This is a genomic window from Formosa sp. L2A11 (assembly GCF_009796865.1).
Lineage (GTDB): Bacteria > Bacteroidota > Bacteroidia > Flavobacteriales > Flavobacteriaceae > Formosa.
This window is the reverse complement of sequence record NZ_CP047028.1, coordinates 3,550,951-3,568,837: the sequence shown is the minus strand read 5'-3', so window position 1 is coordinate 3,568,837 and position 17,887 is coordinate 3,550,951. Positions and strand designations below refer to the sequence as shown.

At 31.4% G+C, this 17,887-nt stretch carries 17 protein-coding genes and 1 other RNA gene; 13 read left to right on the top strand and 5 right to left on the bottom strand.

Annotated features, from left to right (window positions below):
* The first annotated feature begins 125 nt into the window (after positions 1–125).
* Positions 126–1,607, top strand: coding sequence for a S41 family peptidase (locus GQR95_RS15565; protein ID WP_159024010.1), 1,482 nt, complete (start codon positions 126–128; stop codon positions 1,605–1,607).
* A gap of 3 nt (positions 1,608–1,610) precedes the next feature.
* Here GQR95_RS15565 and GQR95_RS15560 read toward each other — a convergent pair whose 3' ends face one another.
* From GQR95_RS15560 to GQR95_RS15550, 3 genes are all read right to left on the bottom strand, one after another.
* Positions 1,611–3,167, bottom strand: coding sequence for a hypothetical protein (locus GQR95_RS15560; protein WP_159024009.1), 1,557 nt, complete (start codon positions 3,165–3,167; stop codon positions 1,611–1,613).
* A gap of 172 nt (positions 3,168–3,339) precedes the next feature.
* Positions 3,340–3,729, bottom strand: a complete 390-nt coding sequence (locus GQR95_RS15555) for a thioesterase family protein (protein WP_159024008.1) — start codon at positions 3,727–3,729, stop codon at positions 3,340–3,342.
* Between the two features lie 3 nt (positions 3,730–3,732).
* Positions 3,733–4,770 carry a glutaminyl-peptide cyclotransferase gene (locus GQR95_RS15550; RefSeq protein WP_159024007.1) on the bottom strand — a complete coding sequence of 346 codons (1,038 nt, stop codon included), beginning with the start codon at positions 4,768–4,770 and terminating at the stop codon, positions 3,733–3,735.
* An 87-nt stretch (positions 4,771–4,857) separates the two neighbouring features.
* Between GQR95_RS15550 and ffs the strand changes: the two genes are divergently transcribed.
* The 9 genes from ffs (at position 4,858) to GQR95_RS15505 (ending at position 13,573) form a co-directional block, all read left to right on the top strand.
* An RNA gene (gene ffs / locus GQR95_RS15545) (signal recognition particle sRNA small type) lies at positions 4,858–4,956 on the top strand.
* 86 nt (positions 4,957–5,042) lie between these two features.
* A complete protein-coding gene (locus GQR95_RS15540; protein ID WP_159024006.1) occupies positions 5,043–5,846 on the top strand; it encodes an SDR family oxidoreductase in 804 nt (267 codons plus the stop codon).
* Between the two features lie 115 nt (positions 5,847–5,961).
* On the top strand, positions 5,962–6,615 hold the full coding sequence (gene fsa / locus GQR95_RS15535; RefSeq protein ID WP_159024005.1) for a fructose-6-phosphate aldolase: 654 nt from the start codon (positions 5,962–5,964) through the stop codon (positions 6,613–6,615).
* Between the two features lie 360 nt (positions 6,616–6,975).
* Positions 6,976–7,656, top strand: a complete 681-nt coding sequence (locus GQR95_RS15530) for a Crp/Fnr family transcriptional regulator (protein ID WP_199269617.1) — start codon at positions 6,976–6,978, stop codon at positions 7,654–7,656.
* Positions 7,657–7,982: 326 nt separating this feature from the next.
* The gene (locus GQR95_RS15525; protein ID WP_159024003.1) at positions 7,983–9,374 is read left to right on the top strand and encodes a CmpA/NrtA family ABC transporter substrate-binding protein; all 1,392 of its coding nucleotides are present in this window, start codon (positions 7,983–7,985) and stop codon (positions 9,372–9,374) included.
* Positions 9,375–9,410: 36 nt separating this feature from the next.
* Positions 9,411–10,517, top strand: a complete 1,107-nt coding sequence (locus GQR95_RS15520; protein ID WP_199269616.1) for an ABC transporter permease — start codon at positions 9,411–9,413, stop codon at positions 10,515–10,517.
* A 17-nt stretch (positions 10,518–10,534) separates the two neighbouring features.
* Complete coding sequence (locus GQR95_RS15515; RefSeq protein ID WP_159024002.1) at positions 10,535–11,380, top strand: ABC transporter ATP-binding protein; 846 nt, start codon at positions 10,535–10,537, stop codon at positions 11,378–11,380.
* A 10-nt stretch (positions 11,381–11,390) separates the two neighbouring features.
* On the top strand, positions 11,391–12,227 hold the full coding sequence (locus GQR95_RS15510; protein WP_159024001.1) for an ABC transporter ATP-binding protein: 837 nt from the start codon (positions 11,391–11,393) through the stop codon (positions 12,225–12,227).
* A gap of 38 nt (positions 12,228–12,265) precedes the next feature.
* Complete coding sequence (locus GQR95_RS15505; protein ID WP_159024000.1) at positions 12,266–13,573, top strand: alginate export family protein; 1,308 nt, start codon at positions 12,266–12,268, stop codon at positions 13,571–13,573.
* A 73-nt stretch (positions 13,574–13,646) separates the two neighbouring features.
* On the opposite strand, the gene GQR95_RS15500 is transcribed toward GQR95_RS15505, so the two are convergent.
* Positions 13,647–15,065 carry a thioredoxin-like domain-containing protein gene (locus GQR95_RS15500; RefSeq protein ID WP_159023999.1) on the bottom strand — a complete coding sequence of 473 codons (1,419 nt, stop codon included), beginning with the start codon at positions 15,063–15,065 and terminating at the stop codon, positions 13,647–13,649.
* Positions 15,066–15,227: 162 nt separating this feature from the next.
* On the opposite strand from GQR95_RS15500, the gene GQR95_RS15495 reads away from it, so the two are divergent.
* Positions 15,228–16,847 carry an ABC-F family ATP-binding cassette domain-containing protein gene (locus tag GQR95_RS15495; RefSeq protein WP_159023998.1) on the top strand — a complete coding sequence of 540 codons (1,620 nt, stop codon included), beginning with the start codon at positions 15,228–15,230 and terminating at the stop codon, positions 16,845–16,847.
* Positions 16,848–16,900: 53 nt separating this feature from the next.
* Here GQR95_RS15495 and GQR95_RS15490 read toward each other — a convergent pair whose 3' ends face one another.
* Positions 16,901–17,137, bottom strand: a complete 237-nt coding sequence (locus tag GQR95_RS15490; RefSeq protein WP_159023997.1) for a DUF2007 domain-containing protein — start codon at positions 17,135–17,137, stop codon at positions 16,901–16,903.
* A 164-nt stretch (positions 17,138–17,301) separates the two neighbouring features.
* Here GQR95_RS15490 and GQR95_RS15485 point away from each other — a divergent pair, with 164 nt between their 5' ends.
* The gene (locus tag GQR95_RS15485) at positions 17,302–17,493 is read left to right on the top strand and encodes a cold-shock protein (protein ID WP_038528380.1); all 192 of its coding nucleotides are present in this window, start codon (positions 17,302–17,304) and stop codon (positions 17,491–17,493) included.
* 192 nt (positions 17,494–17,685) lie between these two features.
* Positions 17,686–17,877, top strand: a complete 192-nt coding sequence (locus tag GQR95_RS15480; protein ID WP_159024346.1) for a cold-shock protein — start codon at positions 17,686–17,688, stop codon at positions 17,875–17,877.
* Positions 17,878–17,887: the final 10 nt, after the last annotated feature.

Below are 17,887 nucleotides of genomic sequence, written 5' to 3'. Positions count from 1 at the left end.
ATTGGTCGGTTCTAAATCTATTTGTGGTTATTTACTATTACGACGAATCATTTGATAATTTGTTACATAAAATTTTTAAGCTAATCTTAATTCAAGTAAATTTAACCATTATACTTAGACTAAATATGCCAGATTTAAAACCTTATTTTTATTTATGTGTGCTGTTATTATGCTTCACAAATTGTGCTAAAGACGAAGACGATTCTCCTGTAACAGTCTCAGATATAAGTGATTTTGTTTGGAGAGGTATGAATACGTATTATTTATATAAGGATGATGTTCCTAATTTATCTGATACCAGATTCGAGACCACTACAGCGTACCAAAGTTATTTAAATAATTATGCTTCGCCAGAAGATTTATTTTATAGTCTACTTTATAATACAGATACAGAAGATCGTTTTAGTTGGATTACCGACGATTATATTGCTTTAGAACAATTTTTTGATGGCGAAACCTTATCTCATGGTATGGAATATGGTCTCGTTAAATTAGAAACTGCAGATGTTGTATTTGGTTATGTGCGTTATGTGCTTCCTGGAACAGATGCGGAATCTAAAGGAGTAAAACGCGGAGATATTTTTAACCGTGTAGATGGTGTTACGTTGTATTATAATTCGGCTTCAGACACTAATATAGATCTTTTGGAAGCCGATTCTTATGATATTGGAATGGCAACGTATAATAATCAAGGAACAGTAACCACTACAGATGATGTTGTAACAAGTACTTCTGAAGAGATTTCATTAGTAAAATCTACTTATACAGAAAATCCTATTTTCGATCAGGAGGTTTTAGATATTAACGGAAAAAAAATAGGCTATTTAATGTATAGCGGCTTTACTGGAACAGATGCTTTCGATTCGCAATTAAACTCCGCTTTTGGAACATTTAAAAGTGAAGGGATAACCGATTTGGTTCTGGATTTACGTTACAATCCAGGTGGTTCTGTAAGTACAGCAACTTGGTTAGCATCTATGATTACTGGGCAATTTACAGGCGATGTATTTGTAAGGGAAGAATGGAATAGCGATTGGCAAGCGTATTTTGAAGATTACAGTCCAGACGATTTATTAAATCCGTTTGTAGATGTTATGGAGAAACAAACCACATCAAATACTGTTACGTTTAGTGAAACTATAAATCATTTAAATTTTAGTAAAGTTTATGTGCTTACTTCGCAAAGTACGGCGTCTGCCAGCGAACTTATTATAAATGGATTAACACCTTATATAGATGTGGTTCAGGTTGGAGATGTTACTGTTGGAAAATATCAAGCATCTAGAACGGTATATGATTCTCCTACATTTGGCAAATCTGAAGTAAATGCGACACATACTTATGCCATGCAACCTTTAATTTTTAAATCGTTAAATGCTAATGGTAAAACAGATTATTTTGATGGTTTAAATCCTGATATTTATTTAAAAGAAGATTATGGAAACTTAGGTGTGTTAGGAACTGTTAGTGAGCCTTTGTTGGCTGCAGCTATTAGTGATATTACAGGAACAAGCAGACAAATAAGTACTTCAGGAACTTCTAGTTTAAAACCGTTGGCAGATAGCAAATCAATTCATCCATTTTCAGAGAGTATGTATGTAGATTAATTTTTATTCTTCTTCTGAAACACTATGTTGGTAAGCTCCTAAATCGGGAGCAGCTGTTCTACTTGTATTTAAAATATCTAGAGGAACTTGGTTTGCATAAGTAGCGTTTCCTTGGTTTATGGCTTTAGAATTTTCATCTATACCTAATTCGTTATTAGAGCTGTTTTTAAAAGAAGGATCTTCGTTAAAAATCATGTTCTCATAATGTGTTGCATCATTAAAATCATAATTTACACCTGTATAAGTGTTACTAGATAAATTTTGAAAACGTGCTAAACAATTTGTGAATTTAAAATTGTACACTAAAGCATCGTCTTCTACTTGGTCTAATACAAATTCAGGATTATCATTTCCGTAAATAATACAGTTATTAAAATTAGCTTCAGATAAATTGGCGATATAAGTTGTACCGTCATCATCTACTAAATAATTATTAATTAATAAAGCAGGATATTGTCTAAAACTGCTACTCCAATAATTAGCGATTGTAGCATGTGTTACATTGTATCTTCCGCCTAAAGTTGCTGCAAAAGAAGATTGTCCGCTGTTATTAATTACTAAATTTTCTGCAGTTATAGATGTATTTCTTCCTAAAACACCATAATTACTACTATTATAAATTTGAGTATTTTTAAGTGTAAGTTTGCTTTCGTCCGGATTACCTTCGCTTAAAATAGCAACGGTTGCATTTTTTATAGTTGCATAATTTATACTGTTATTTATACTACCATCGTATAGCCAAATGGTTCCCCATTGTCCAGGAGTGTCTGAGAAACTAGTTTCTAAACGGTTACCTTCAAAAATAACTTCGTTTTCTAAATTTTCCCTATCATTACTGTAAGTTCCATTAACTTGTAAAGAGGCTCCTTGGCTAACAAATAAACCAGAATCTGAATGAAAATGAAGTCGCGCTCCAGCATCTACAGTCATAACTTTGTTATTGGGTACCGCAGCATATCCATAAATAACGTAAGGTTTTGTGTTGGTAAAGTGTAATTCGTCTTCTGTTAAAAACCGACCTTGAATTGTGGTTTCAACTTGTTCGCCGTTAATATCTAAGGTTAGTGTTTCTACAATGCCTTCGGTATTTTTACTTGGGTAAATAAAAACAGCATCTTTAACTAAAGTAACTAAATCTATATCTTGGGCATTTGTACCAGAATCAAACTCTATTTTATCTGTATATAAATAGGTGTTTTCAGCATTAGAGAAATTATTATAATCTATAGTAGTTTCAATAAAAATATACATGCTGTCTTTCGCTAATATTTCTACATCTTCAAAAACTTTTCCAGACATACCGTCTACATTTAAACGGTAATCAGAATCTTCGCCAAGAGCAAGTTTTAGCGACGGAATTACAATGTCGTTATCACTATTGTTATATACTTTCAGGTTGTAAGTACTAGACCCTATATTAGAGAAAACGGTATCTAAATATACCGTGTCTTTAGAGAAGGTAAGAGAACCCGTGCTTGGAGAAAAATTAAAATCTTTTCTGCAAGAACTCCAAAGCATTAAAAAAAGAAAACACGAAATAAAATAGATAATACGTTTCATAATAGTAAACTAGATCTCTGTTTCGAGATTTTATGTAAAAATATAACTTTTACTCAATTATTAATGGTTAATAGATAGGGTTTGCTTTTGAGTGTAAAATGTATTTAAGATACTCACTAAGCAATTATAATCGATATTTTTTATAAAGATTAGACTTCTATTTTAAATTTTATTATTGAAATATATCCTTAACATCTTGAGGTATTCTGGTAGGACGTTTGTTTTTAGTGTGTATTAAGCACCAGTGTGTTTCTGCTGTTAATAGAAGCTTATCTGTATCTTGGTGGTATAATTCTACCATACGAATAGATTTTACGCCTTCGGCTTTTTTTATGTATGTTTTTAGACGTAATTTATCACCTAATAAAGCTTCTCCTTTATAATAAATATGATGTTCTATAACAACCCAAATGTATAAGTCTTGCATTTCTGGAGTTGCCGTTTGTTGCCAATGTCCTTTAGCAACATCCTGAATCCATTGTACGTAACGCACATTATTTACATGGTTTAAATCGTCTAAATCATCTTCTTTAACCGTAACCTTAAGCTCAAATTCTTTCATGAATTATGCTTTTGGTTTTACAGTAACTTCAAATAATTTATCCCAACGTTTTCCCGTTACAAATAATGTTTTGGTGGTCGGGTTAAAAGCCATACCATTTAATACATCTAATCCTGGGTGTTGTGTGACTTTCTTTTTTAAAGGTGTAAAGTCTATTACGCCTTCTACAGCTCCGTTTTTAGGATTAATAATAGCAACACCATCTTTTTGGTAAATGTTAGCATATATTTTTCCGTCTATCCATTCTAATTCGTTTACACGTCCAATTTTTCCTTTGTTTGTGTATACTTGTATAAAACTTTTTTCTTCTAAAGTTTCAGGATCTAGAATCCATATTTTTTCTGTTCCATCGCTTTTATACAATACTTTACCATCGTTACAAAGTCCCCAACCTTCTTTACTATTATTGTATTTAAAGCTAGATTTTTTTTCTAAAGTATTTACATCGTAAACAAATCCAGTTCCTTTTTGCCAAGTTAATTGGTATAACTTGGTGTTTAAAACGGTTAAGCCTTCACCAAAATATTCGTCGGCTAATTTTACATTTTTTAAAACAGCTCCCGTTTTGTAATCTACTCTTCTAAGTTTAGACTCTTTGTATTGCCCTGTGCTTTCGTACATGGTGTCTTTATAAAACTCTAAACCTTGTGTGTACGATGTAATATCGTGTGGGTAGGTGTTTAAAAGTTCAAAAGTATAAACGGTAGGATGTTTATCGTTTAAAATAAGTAGAGGAGAGGTAATTGTTTGTAAATCTCCATTTGTGTAAATAATTGCTTTTATGTTTTGTTTCCCTAATTTTTGCTCGCTTAAATTGGTGCTTGCAGAAATTTTATGATTATTAATAAAGTATGCTACCGAATCGATTTGGAGGTTTTTCGGATTTTTTATAGAGAGGTTTAAGTCTTTATGAAGTGAAATTCCGTTACCAGGAGCATTAGTTTGTAGTGAAAAATCACTTTTTTTATCATTAGAACTGCTTCCGCAAGAAAAAAATGCAGCGCTTAAAAATATGATAGTGAGTATATTGCTAAGTTTCATCGTTGAAATATATTTTTAAGCAATTTATTTATTTAAAATCAGTTAAAAAAATCATTGCGTAAAAATAAAAAGAATGTATATTTGCACCGGCAAGTCCTACACAACTAGCTCCTGTTGAATCCTCCAGGGCGGGAACGCAGCAAAGGTAAATGGTTGTAGCAGTGTGATGTAGGTAGCTTGCCTTTTTTTATGCCTTATAGTTTCCTAAATTTCTCTTCATTTTTCCTTTATTTAAATCGTATTTTTGTCAGCATAAATAGAGTAATAGTTTTATGTCTAAAGTTGTATTAATTACAGGTGGTTCTTCAGGAATAGGAAAATCTGTTGGAGAGTTTTTGTCAGAAAAAGGGTTTAAAGTTTATGGTACAAGCAGATCTCCAGAACGTTACACTTCAAGTAAATTTCCCATTTTAAAATTAGATGTAAAAGATGCGTCTACAATTTCTAATTGTGTACAATCGCTTTTAGAAAAAGAAGACCGTATAGATGTATTAATTAATAATGCAGGTGTTGGAATTACGGGACCAATAGAAGAAATTCCGATAGAAGAAATGAAAAACCATTTCGATACCAATTTTTTTGGCCCATTACAAGTTATTAAGTCTGTTTTGCCACAAATGCGTAAGCAACAAAACGGATTAATTATAAATGTAACATCTATTGCCGGGTATATGGGATTGCCTTATCGCGGAATTTATAGTGCAAGTAAAGGTGCGTTAGAATTGGCTACAGAAGCATATAGAATGGAACTTAAAAGTTTCAATATAAAAATGACAAATGTTGCTCCTGGCGATTTTGCAACCAATATTGCTGCAGGTCGTTTTCATGCTCCGGTAAACGAAAATTCCCCTTATAAAATACCATACGGAAATACCTTAGAACTTATGAACTCTCATGTAGATTCTGGTAAAGATCCTAAAATTATGGCTGAAGCTATTTTTAAAGTTATTAATACGCCAGACCCTAAAATACATTATAAAGTAGGGGAGTTTATACAAAAAGTATCTATTGTATTAAAACGTATTTTGCCAGACAAGATGTACGAAAAAATGTTACTAAATCATTATAAACTCTAGTTAGTAAACGTTTACGTAAATAATAGATGTTTTTTTGTCTAAAATCACAGAATAAACACCCGTATTATTGTAGATTAGCAAACAAGAATGTACAATTATAATTAAACACAGAATAATGAAATTTTTTATTGATACTGCAAATTTAGCTCAAATTAAAGAAGCACAAGAATTAGGTGTTCTTGATGGTGTTACAACAAACCCGTCTTTAATGGCGAAAGAAGGTATTACAGGTCACGATAATATTTTAAAACATTACGTAGATATTTGTAATATTGTTGAAGGTGATGTAAGTGCCGAGGTTATTTCTACAGATTTAGAAGGTATGATTAGAGAAGGTGAAGCCTTAGCTGAACTACACGAGCAAATAGTTGTAAAATTACCAATGATTAAAGATGGTGTTAAAGCATGTAAATATTTTTCTGAAAAAGGAATTAGAACAAATGTAACTTTAGTATTTTCTGCAGGACAAGCATTATTAGCTGCTAAAGCAGGAGCAACTTATGTATCTCCTTTTATTGGTCGTTTAGATGATATTTCTACAGATGGTTTAAATCTTATTGCGGAAATTCGTCTTATTTATGATAATTACGGTTTCGATACTCAAATTTTAGCAGCATCTGTACGTCACACTATGCACGTTATTGATTGTGCTAAATTAGGAGCAGATGTTATGACAGGACCTTTAAGTTCTATTGAAGGCTTATTAAGACACCCTCTTACAGATAGTGGTTTAGCTAAATTTTTAGAAGATTACAAAAAAGGAAACTAAGCACTTAGTTTTTTATAATATAAAAATCCTTAACATACGTGTTGAGGATTTTTTTTTGCTTTTTTGAAATGAATATATATTTAGTAGGCTGATTTTGTTCGTTTTATACTGTAAATGTAGTTTGCATTTTATGTAAAATGAATCTTCTGTATTAGCAAATTGATAAAATTTCTTTTTAACGATAAAGAATTATGTGTTTAACTTTTAGATTTATACGATAATCATAAAAATGATCTTCAGAATTTAAAAACTAAGTATTATTACTTATTATTGTAATAGATACTTAATTTAATGACTTTAAATACTTCGCGTTCAACTTTTCAAAATAAGACTCCATCTAGTGTGTCTTGCGAGGTATGCATGAATAAAACATGTTTAATTAAACGAAATCTTCAAACGCTTTCTAATTCTAAGTTTGTAAATCAGAAACGGACGTTACAAATTAAAAAAGGGCAACAATTTATTATTGAAGGTGCTCCTGTTAATGGTTTGTATTTTGTAAAACAAGGAAAAGTAAAAGTCTTTAGAACTGGTATTAATGGTAAAGAACATATTGTGCGTTTTGCTAATGAAGGCGAAATTATTGGACACCGTGGTTTTGGTACAGGAGACAGTTATTCTATAGGAGCAATTGCTTTAGAACATTCGGTTTTATGTTGCTTTTCTAAACAAATGTTACAAGATGTTTTGTTAGAAAACCCGCGCTTTTCTTACGATATGATGTTGTTCTATGCTAACGAGCTTAATAAAAGTGAGGCTAAGGTAAAATCATTATCTCAAATGATGGTTAGAGAACGTGTCGCCGATATGTTACTTTATATTAATAGAAAATTCGGATCTACAAACGGATTTATAAATCTTCCGCTTAGTCGTAAAGAATACGCTGATTATACCGGGACTTCAGACGAGCAAATTATTAGAATATTTTCAGCTTTAAAGAAAGAAAAATTAATTATAGCTAGAGGTAAGAAAATAGGTATTCTTAATATAGATGCTCTTAAAAAAGAGATTAGTGCTCATAATTTTTTTCTAGATAGTTAATTATTCATAGTTCTCCCTTTATTTTTTATTTACAAGCAATAAGATGTGTTTCCCTTTATTAAAAGTTTAAATACTTATAAGATATGTATTGTGAGTATCTTAATATTTACGTAGTTATATCTATTTTTTTTAGTTTCTAGTTAATTGCTGTTTTTAGTCAACTACCTTTATTTTAGTTAGTTATATGTAAAATATGTTTTTTGTCATGTTTTAATGTGTTGTAAAAAGTGTTTTGTTTATGGAGTATATCATGTGTTATATTTATAACTACTTATATATTTGTTTAAAACTAAGTATTAATACTTAATATTTAAAATCGCTATACTATGAAAGCACTAATTAGAAAATCAATATTCATTGTTCCATTAGCAATTATGCTTGGATCTTGTGGAGGAAAAGAAAAACAAAAACCAGTAACAGAAGAAGTTGTAGAAGAAATATCTAAAACAAAAACTTTAGATATAGAGAAGCCTCAATTAACATTCGGTTTTATAAAATTAACAGATATGGCGCCTTTAGCTATTGCGAAAGAAAAAGGATTCTTTGAAGATGAAGGATTATTTGTTTCTGTAGAAGCTCAATCTAATTGGAAAAATGTTTTAGACCGTGTTATAGATGGGCAATTAGATGGTTCTCATATGTTAGCAGGGCAACCAATTGCTGCTGGAGCAGGATTTGGAAGACAAGCAGAGTTAGTGACTACTTTTTCTATGGATTTAAATGGAAATGCTATTACGGTATCTAATGATGTGTGGTCTAAAATGAAACCAAATGTTCCTACAGATTCAGATGGTAAACCTGTTCATCCAATAAAAGCAGATGCTTTAAAACCGGTTATCGAGGAATATAGAAATTCTGGTAAACCTTTTAAAATGGGAATGGTCTTTCCTGTATCTACTCATAATTACGAGATTAGATATTGGTTAGCAGCAGCAGGAATTAATCCCGGAATGTATACCAAAGAAAACGTACAAGGACAAATAGATGCAGAGGTTTTATTATCTGTAACGCCTCCGCCACAAATGCCTGCAACTTTAGAAGCAGGAACAATTTATGGATACTGTGTTGGAGAGCCATGGAATCAGCAAGCTGTATTTAAAGGTATTGGTGTTCCAGTTGTAACCAATTATGATATTTGGAAAAATAATCCTGAAAAAGTATTTGTAATGACTAAAAAGTTTGTCGAGGATAATCCTAACACGGCTATTGCAGTAACTAAAGCCTTAATTAGAGCTGGGAAATGGTTAGATGAACCTTCAAATAGAGCAGAAGCAGTAAAAATATTATCGATGTCTCAATATGTTGGTGCAGATGAAGCTGTTATTGCAAATTCTATGACGGGAACATTCGAGTTTGAAAAAGGAGACAAGCGCGATATGCCAGACTTTAATGTATTCTATAAGTATAATGCAACATATCCGTTTTACTCAGATGGTGTTTGGTTCTTAACGCAAATGCGTAGATGGGGACAAATTCCAGAAGCAAAAGCAGCAAGTTGGTATGGAGAAACAATTAAGGACATTTACAGACCAGATATTTGGGAAAAAGCAGCAGCGCTTTTAGTAGAAGAAGGACAGATTCCAGCAAAAGATATTCCAACCACAGATGGGTATAAACCAGCAACTACAGATTTTATAGATGGTACAGTTTACGATGCTAAAAAACCAATAGAATACATTAATAGTTTTTCTATAGGAAATAAGGATCAATTAAAATAAAGCGTTAAAAATTAATATTCATAAAAGTATATAATCATGAAGCAGAGCATAACCTTAGAGCGTGTTGGTAAATTTATGGGATTAGGTTTTTTAACGACTTTAAAAGACTTATTCACTGGAAATTTAGAGAGAGAAGATTTTATAAGCTTTTTAAGAAAAGTTATTGTTCCTCTAGCGTCTATTTTATTATTTATAGGATTGTGGCATTTAGGAGCAAAAGCTTTATTTCAAAGAGAAGCTAATTTTAAAATAGAAAAAGCACTAACAGATCAAGGTCAAGCTGCTGCCGATGACATGAAAGCATGTATTGCCTCGGGAGATGTGAGTTGTCAGCCTAATACATTACCTGCTCCAAGTCAGGTTTGGGATTCTTATAAATCATTATTAAAAGACCACAGAGCTATAAGCGACGATAAAGAAGCATTTATACAAAAAACAGCGACTATAAATGCTAAGCGCGAGGCTAACGGCCAAGAGCATATAACATATACAGGACGACCATCGTTTATCGATCAAATTATTATGAGTTTAAAAACGGTGTTTGCAGGGTTTTTACTTGCATTAATTATCGCTGTACCATTAGGTGTTTTAATAGGGTTAAGTCCTACGTTACGAAGTGCTTTTAATTGGTTTATTCAAATTTTTAAACCTGTATCTCCTGTAGTTTGGTACTTGTTGGTTTTCATGATTGTAAAAACGCTTTTAATATATTCTAACGACGATAGTTCTTTTATTATCTCATTTATAAGTGTAGGCTTATGTTCTATGTGGGCAACTTTAGTAAATACAGCAATGGGGGTGTCTTCTGTAGATAAAGATTATATAAATGTTGCTAAGGTTTTAAAATTAGGTCCTATTCAAAAAGTGTTTAAAGTAATCTTGCCATCGTCTTTGCCTTTAATATTTACCGGATTAAAAATTACATTATCTGTCGCTTGGATGGTGTTAATTGCTATTGAGTTATTAGCACAAAGTCCAGGTTTAGGATCGTTTGTATGGGAAGAATTTCAAAACGGAGCTAACGATTCAAATTCTAAAATTATCGTAGCCATGTTTGTTATTGGTATTATCGGGTTCTTATTAGATAGAATCATGTTAACCATTCAAAATGCAGTTTCATTTAATAAAAACGAAGGAATTTAATCTGATAAATTTAAGATATGGCGTATTTAGAATTAAATAATATATGTAAAACATACGGTCATGCAGATGATGAGGTTGAGGTGCTTTCAAATATAAATCTATCTATTGAAGAAGGAGAGTTTGTTGCCATTGTAGGGTTTACAGGAAGCGGAAAAACAACCTTAGTTAATTTAATAAACGGATTAATTCAACCTACAAAAGGTGAAGTTTTATTTAAAGGAGTTCCTGTTTCTGGAACAAGTCATGAGCGTGGTGTTATTTTTCAGAATTACTCTTTATTACCATGGTTAACTGTCGCTCAAAATATTTACATGGCGGTTCGGGAAGTGTTTCCTAAGAAAAGTAAATCAGAATTACATGCACTTGTTGCAGATTATGTAGAGATGGTAAACTTAACGCCTGCAATAAATAAACGTCCAAAAGAATTGTCTGGAGGAATGCGACAGCGCGTTGCTGTAGCGAGAGCTTTAGCAATGAAACCAGAAATGATTATTATGGATGAGCCTTTAGGTGCTCTAGATGCATTAACACGCGGAAATCTTCAAGATGAAATATTAAATATCTGGGGAAAAGAAAAGCGCACAGCGTTATTAATAACTAATGATGTTGATGAAGGGATTTATATGGCGGATAGAATTATTCCGTTACGCCCGGGCCCAAATGCAACTTTAGGTCCAGAGTTTAAAATAGATATTGAACGTCCGCGTGATAAAACAGCATTAAACGATAATCCTAATTTTAAATCTACACGAAATGCTATTATTGAGTATTTAATGGATATAGGAAATCAGAGAAAATCTAAAACACAGAAGGAATACATATTACCAGATTTACAACCAAAAAGCTTTGTCGGACATTTCTAAAAATATACACATGAATACAAAATTAACAACTATAAAAAGTCCAGTTTTAGAAGGTGAAAATGGTATTATTTATCCTTCAGCAAATGTGATGTTAGATTTAAATCAGCTTAAAAAAGTTTACCCAACACCTAAAGGTGATTATGTGGTGCTTGAAGATTTAAATCTTAAAATTATGAAGGAAGAATTTGTAACCATTATTGGGCATTCTGGATGTGGAAAAACAACAATGTTATCTATGATTGCTGGCCTTAATGAAATTACAGGAGGTAGCATTTCTGTTTTAGGAAATAGAATAAAAGGTCCAGGTCCAGATCGTGGTGTTATTTTTCAATCTCCAAGTTTAATGCCTTGGATGACGGCGCTTCAAAATGTATTGTTAGGTGTTAATCAGGTGTTTCCAGATGCGACAAAAGCACAACGAAATGATATTGCTAAATACTATTTACAAAAGGTAGGTTTAGAAGATGCTTTTCATAAAAAAGCAGCAGATTTATCTCAAGGTATGCAGCAGCGTGTGGGAATTGCAAGAGCATTTGCTATTAAGCCAAAGGTGTTATTATTAGACGAGCCTTTTGGAATGTTAGATTCTTTAACACGAGGAGAACTTCAAGACATACTTATAGAAATCTGGAATAAAGAAAAAATTACTGCAGTTATGATTACGCATGATGTTGATGAAGCTATCTTTTTAGCAGATCGTGTGGTAATGATGACTAGCGGACCAAAAGCAAAAATAGGAGATGTTTTAGATATAGAGTTTGAACGTCCTAGAACAAGAAAATCTGTGCTAGAGCACAAAGATTATTACACGTACAGAAAACACTTAATAGATTTTTTAGAGCATTAAATAAAATAAAAACAATCAACCAAAAAAATAAATAGAAAATGAAAAAGCAATTAATAATTTTAGCACTTTTTTTAGGAAGTTTACAAGTCGCTCAAGCACAATTTACATTAGATGGAGAGTTTAGGCCAAGAGCTGAATATAGACACGGATTTGGAAGTGTTATGGCCGATGGTGCAGAACCAGCGTTTTCAATTAGTACAAGAGCACGTTTAAATGCAGGTTTTAAAACAGAAGCTTATACCTTTTATTTAAGCATGCAAGATGTGTTGGTATGGGGAGAAAATAGACAAATTAATACTGTAGATACAAATAATTCGTTTGCTATTTTTCAAGCTTGGGCAGATATTAATTTAGGCTCAGGTTTTTCAACAAAGATTGGGCGTCAAGTTTTGTCTTACGACGATCAGCGTATTATGGGAGGTTTAGATTGGGCACAAATGGGACGTAATCACGATGCAGCTTTACTACGTTATAAAAAAAATGGTTTAATGTTTGATGTTGGTTTAGCTTTTAATCAAGATTTTGATAGCTATACAAGTAATATAAGTGGATATGTTAGCACTGGAAATGAATATACCGAAGATCCAAATTTCTTCACATATAAAGCCATGCAATATGGATATTTAAAAAAGGAATGGAGTACATTTTCTGCAAGTTTATTAGTTATGAATAATACGTTTCAAAATTTCGAAATGGTAGATGGAGCGAGAACTTATGGTGGTTTTGGAGTGAGTAGTTTAGAAACAGTAGGAACACATTTAAACTATAAATCAGGTGCATTTGGACTGTCAGGTAATGCTTATTTGCAAGCAGGAGAGCGTGTTAACGATTTAAGTGTAAAAGGTGCATTTTTATTAGGGTTAGAGGCTACTTATAAATTATCTGAAAAGATTGGTTTAGGTGCGGGAGTAGAGGTTATAAGCGGTAACGATGCAGATGCAGGTGAAACTGGAGCATTCTTTCCTTTATATGGAACCAATCATAAATTTAACGGATTTATGGATTATTTTTATGTGGGAAATCATGCAAATTCTGTTGGTTTAGTAGACGTGCATGTGAGTGCCAACTTTAAACTTAATGAGACTTCTAGTTTATTAGTTAAAGTTTTAAATTTTAGTGGAGAACAGGAATTAGCAAGCGGGGAGAAGTCTTTAGGTACAGAACTAGATTTAGTTTATGCTAAAAAGTTTAAAGGTTATGCTTTAAAATTAGGTTACTCTCAAATGTTTGCCGCAGATGGCATGTATGAGTTAAAAGGTGTTGCAAAAGATGATGCTGCTAGTTTGCAAAACTGGGCTTGGGCGATGTTAGTTTTAAAACCTAAGTTTTTAAACGGTACAAAATAAAAATATAGTTATTTTTTTTATTGTTAATTAAGGAAAAATCTCAATGTAAAATTTGAGATTTTTCTGTTTTAAATTATTGATTAATCAGTCCCAATAATTCGACTTCAAAATGCTTAGAAAACATATTTGCATTACTATTTACAATTGTGCTGTTTTTGTTAATTAGCATTACTCTGTTAATAGAGTTTAAGGCTAAAATTTGCTTAGAGATATCAGGATGTATAAAGTGATATTCATTTTTAGTAGGATAATGGTGAGATTTTAAATAGTTAATCCAATTCGCTTCATTCTTATCAATATTTATTGCGACAAAATCTATCTCAGGGTATTTTTTTCTTAATTCTTCAATCTTTTTATGACTTTCTATAAAATGATTTTCCATATTAAAAGACCAAAAATAAATTGCAGTAGGTCCTTTTATAAAATCGGTTGTATGAATTTCTTTTCCCTGGTTATTGGTCACTAAAGTATTAGGTAATGTGTTTCCAGGTTTAAGTTCTATTAAAGACTCTATAAGTGTTTTTATTTGTTTGTTATTCTTTTTAGAAGTGCTTTTCTTAAGGAAAGAGTTTAGAAAAGGCGTATAGTCGTCTACATTGTTAGAAGAGTTAATATATCTAAAAGCTGCAAATTTTAAAAGCGGATTTTTAATAGAGTCACTAGTCACTAAACTATCTATAAGCTGAATTTTATCTAAGTTATAATCTAAAGATTTGTTATTAAAAATACTATCGCTAGAATGACAAAAATGTTTTTGAAGGGCAATATTGTTGAAGTGATATTTTAAAAAATTATAATAAGGAAAGTAATTTTTTAATTTTTCATTATTGTAATCTATTTTAGATCTGTAATCATAAAAATCTTCTGGTAAAGCTTCAAAGTTTTTTAATTCTGTATTTCTGTAACATGTAAAAGGGTAAAGCTCTTTCTGTGCATAAAAATTATAATCTATATTGGCTTGTGCTATTTCATTAAATAAAGGTGAGGTGTTGTATTTAGATTCAAATTTATTTAAGTGTTTTTGAAAAGCATGTTTAATAGAGTCTAGTTCATGTTCAAATTTCTTAGGAGCCATTTGGCTCATTTTTAAAATTTTATGATTTACCTCTTCATTCTTTAAAAATAAATTAATTAAATAATTGTTTTCTTTAGCACCGCGACCTGTAAAGACTAGAGATTCGTCGAAATCTAAGTTATTAAGTCTAAAAATAATACTATCGTTTGGTTCAAGAAAAATCATCTGAATTTCTCCACCATGAGAAAAGGTATATAAACCTGGATCTACAGGATTAATTTTAAATAAAAAGCGATTTTTTTTGTCTAAAGTAACAGTGTCTAAAACATTATTTTCTTTAGAAATTATAACATATCTATCGCTAGGATTTATAATTTCTCCTCCTAAAAACGCACAAGAATTTAGGTCTTGTTTTTGTTCTTTTTTACAAGCTGTAAAACAAATTGAAAGTAAAATAATAATATAAAGATGCTTCATAAATAGGTGCGCTCTTAATTTTAAGATAAGATCGTTAGTAACAAAAATATGCGAAGCGGTCTACTTGGGCTGTTAATAGGCTGTTAAATCTTATTAAGATGTTATTTCTTTCGTGTAATGAATGTTATTTTTCTACTTTTGCAGCAAATTAAAATTTAATATATGTTATCAGTTTCAAATCTTTCCGTACAATTTGGAAAGCGTGTCCTTTTTGATGAAGTAAGCACGGTTTTTAATCAAGGGAATTGCTACGGAATTATTGGTGCTAATGGCGCTGGAAAATCTACTTTTCTTAATATTATTGCAGGCAAGCAAGATCCAACCTCAGGACGTGTTCACTTAGAGGCAGGTAAGCGTATGTCGGTTTTAGAACAAAACCACAACTTATACGACGAGCATACTGTTTTAGAAACCGTAATAATAGGGAACAAACCACTCTTTAAAATTAAAACAGAGATTGACGCTCTTTATGCTGATTATACAGACGAAAATGCTGAAAAAATTGGTGAGCTTCAGGTTAAGTTTGAAGAAATGAATGGTTGGAATGCAGATAGCGACGCTGCTGCTTTATTATCTAACTTAGGGATAAGTGAAGAATTTCATTATACCTTAATGAAAGATTTAGATGGTAAACAAAAAGTACGTGTATTATTAGCACAAGCACTTTTTGGAAATCCTGATGTTTTAATCATGGATGAACCTACCAACGACTTGGATTACGAAACCATTACGTGGTTAGAGCATTTTATTGCTAATTTCGACAACTGTGTAATTGTAGTCTCTCACGATAGACACTTTTTAGATGCTGTTTGTACTCATATTTCTGATATCGATTTTGCTAAAATTAATCATTACTCAGGAAATTATACATTCTGGTACGAGTCTTCTCAATTAGCAGCAAGACAACATGCACAGCAAAATAAAAAGGCTGAAGAAAAGAAGAAAGAATTAGAAGAGTTTATTCGTCGTTTCTCTGCTAACGTTGCAAAAAGTAAACAAGCAACAAGTAGAAAGAAAATGATTGATAAATTAAATATTGAAGATATTAGACGTACTAGTAGACGTTATCCTGCGATTATTTTTGATCGCGATAGAGAAGCTGGAGATCAGATTTTAAATATCGAAAATTTATCAGCTTCAATAGATGGAGACGTGTTGTTTAAAAATATCAATTTAAACTTAAATAAAGGAGATAAAGTTGTTGTGTACTCTAAAGATTCTAGAGCAACTACAGCTTTTTATCAGATATTAAATAATAAAGAACAAGCAGATTCAGGTTCGTTTTCTTGGGGAGTTACAACATCTCAATCTTATTTGCCGTTAGACAATAGTGCATTCTTTAATAATAATTTAAGTTTGGTAGATTGGTTACGCCAATGGGCAACTACAGAAGAAGAACGTGAAGAAGTATATGTTCGTGGTTTCTTAGGTAAGATGATTTTTAGTGGAGAAGAAGCCTTAAAAACATCTAATGTATTATCTGGAGGAGAAAAAGTACGTTGTATGTTAAGCCGAATGATGATGGTTAGAGCTAATGTATTAATGTTAGACGAACCAACAAACCATTTAGACTTAGAAAGTATTACAGCTTTTAATAACTCGTTAACTAATTTTAAAGGAACCGTGTTATTTTCTACACATGATCATGAATTTGCGCAGACTGTAGCAAATCGTGTAATAGAATTAACACCAAGTGGTATTATAGATCGTTACACAACGTTTGATGAATACATGCAAGATTCTAAAACAAAAGAACAGCGTAACAAAATGTACGCTGTTTAAAATATATTTTTTAAAATAATAAGTATTAAAAACCCTGAGCTTTCAGGGTTTTTTTATGCTTCTAAATCAGACGAAACAGCTTCAATAATAGCTAAAGACGCTTTTTCTTCTTCTTTATTTACATATAAATCCTGTTGGCCTTGTATAGAAGCACCAAAGCCAGCTAGTCTTCCAGACTCGCTCTCATCTTTTACAATGGCGTTAATACCAACAGCTTCAAGCTTATCTACAATAAACTGAGTAATAATAAAACTCCCTGTAAATACCTTTATATAATTTGAGCCATCCATAATTTTAAATTTAGTTACAATTAAAGATACAACTTTTTAAAACACATCCAAAAAAGCCCGTAAATAGACGCTTTTTTTTTTATTTAAAAATAAAAGCAAAAAGGTGTGGGTTATCTCATTAATAACCTTACATTTGTATCAATATAATTATTTAATATTTTACAATGAACAAAGGAACAGTAAAATTCTTTAACGACTCTAAAGGATTTGGATTCATTATTGAAGACGACACAAACAAAGAACATTTCGTACACATCTCTGGATTAATTGATGAAATCCGCGAAGGTGATGCAGTAGAATTCGATTTACAAGAAGGTAAAAAAGGATTAAACGCAGTAAATGTAAAAGTAATCTAATACTTTCTTAAGTATATATACTTTTTATGATCTTAAACCTATCAATTTATTGATGGGTTTTTTTATGCTTTATACTGAAATAATTCAAGGATAACATATTCGTTTTTAGTGCAAAATAAACTTGGCGATTTGTTTTGTCAAGCTGTAGATAATCTTAAATTTGTTATATCTATTAACATTATCTTATATACAGTGAAAAACGGAACAGTAAAATTCTTCAACGAATCTAAAGGATTTGGATTTGTAACAGAAGAGGGTTCAAGCAACGAATATTTCGTTCATGTTTCTGGCTTAATTGACAGAATCGAAGAAGGAGATACAGTTGAATTTGAATTAAAAGAAGGAAAAAAAGGATTAAACGCAATAAACGTAAAAGTAATTTAAATTTATTCTT

What these genes read in the sequence shown, in the direction of transcription:
- GQR95_RS15565 (WP_159024010.1), top strand. Translation starts at nt 126, where the DNA reads ATGCCAGATTTAAAACCTTATTTTTATTTATGTGTGCTGTTATTATGC.
- GQR95_RS15560 (WP_159024009.1), bottom strand. Translation starts at nt 3,167, where the DNA reads ATGAAACGTATTATCTATTTTATTTCGTGTTTTCTTTTTTTAATGCTT.
- GQR95_RS15555 (WP_159024008.1), bottom strand. Translation starts at nt 3,729, where the DNA reads ATGAAAGAATTTGAGCTTAAGGTTACGGTTAAAGAAGATGATTTAGAC.
- GQR95_RS15550 (WP_159024007.1), bottom strand. Translation starts at nt 4,770, where the DNA reads ATGAAACTTAGCAATATACTCACTATCATATTTTTAAGCGCTGCATTT.
- GQR95_RS15540 (WP_159024006.1), top strand. Translation starts at nt 5,043, where the DNA reads ATGTCTAAAGTTGTATTAATTACAGGTGGTTCTTCAGGAATAGGAAAA.
- fsa (WP_159024005.1), top strand. Translation starts at nt 5,962, where the DNA reads ATGAAATTTTTTATTGATACTGCAAATTTAGCTCAAATTAAAGAAGCA.
- GQR95_RS15530 (WP_199269617.1), top strand. Translation starts at nt 6,976, where the DNA reads ATGAATAAAACATGTTTAATTAAACGAAATCTTCAAACGCTTTCTAAT.
- GQR95_RS15525 (WP_159024003.1), top strand. Translation starts at nt 7,983, where the DNA reads ATGAAAGCACTAATTAGAAAATCAATATTCATTGTTCCATTAGCAATT.
- GQR95_RS15520 (WP_199269616.1), top strand. Translation starts at nt 9,411, where the DNA reads ATGAAGCAGAGCATAACCTTAGAGCGTGTTGGTAAATTTATGGGATTA.
- GQR95_RS15515 (WP_159024002.1), top strand. Translation starts at nt 10,535, where the DNA reads ATGGCGTATTTAGAATTAAATAATATATGTAAAACATACGGTCATGCA.
- GQR95_RS15510 (WP_159024001.1), top strand. Translation starts at nt 11,391, where the DNA reads ATGAATACAAAATTAACAACTATAAAAAGTCCAGTTTTAGAAGGTGAA.
- GQR95_RS15505 (WP_159024000.1), top strand. Translation starts at nt 12,266, where the DNA reads ATGAAAAAGCAATTAATAATTTTAGCACTTTTTTTAGGAAGTTTACAA.
- GQR95_RS15500 (WP_159023999.1), bottom strand. Translation starts at nt 15,065, where the DNA reads ATGAAGCATCTTTATATTATTATTTTACTTTCAATTTGTTTTACAGCT.
- GQR95_RS15495 (WP_159023998.1), top strand. Translation starts at nt 15,228, where the DNA reads ATGTTATCAGTTTCAAATCTTTCCGTACAATTTGGAAAGCGTGTCCTT.
- GQR95_RS15490 (WP_159023997.1), bottom strand. Translation starts at nt 17,137, where the DNA reads ATGGATGGCTCAAATTATATAAAGGTATTTACAGGGAGTTTTATTATT.
- GQR95_RS15485 (WP_038528380.1), top strand. Translation starts at nt 17,302, where the DNA reads ATGAACAAAGGAACAGTAAAATTCTTTAACGACTCTAAAGGATTTGGA.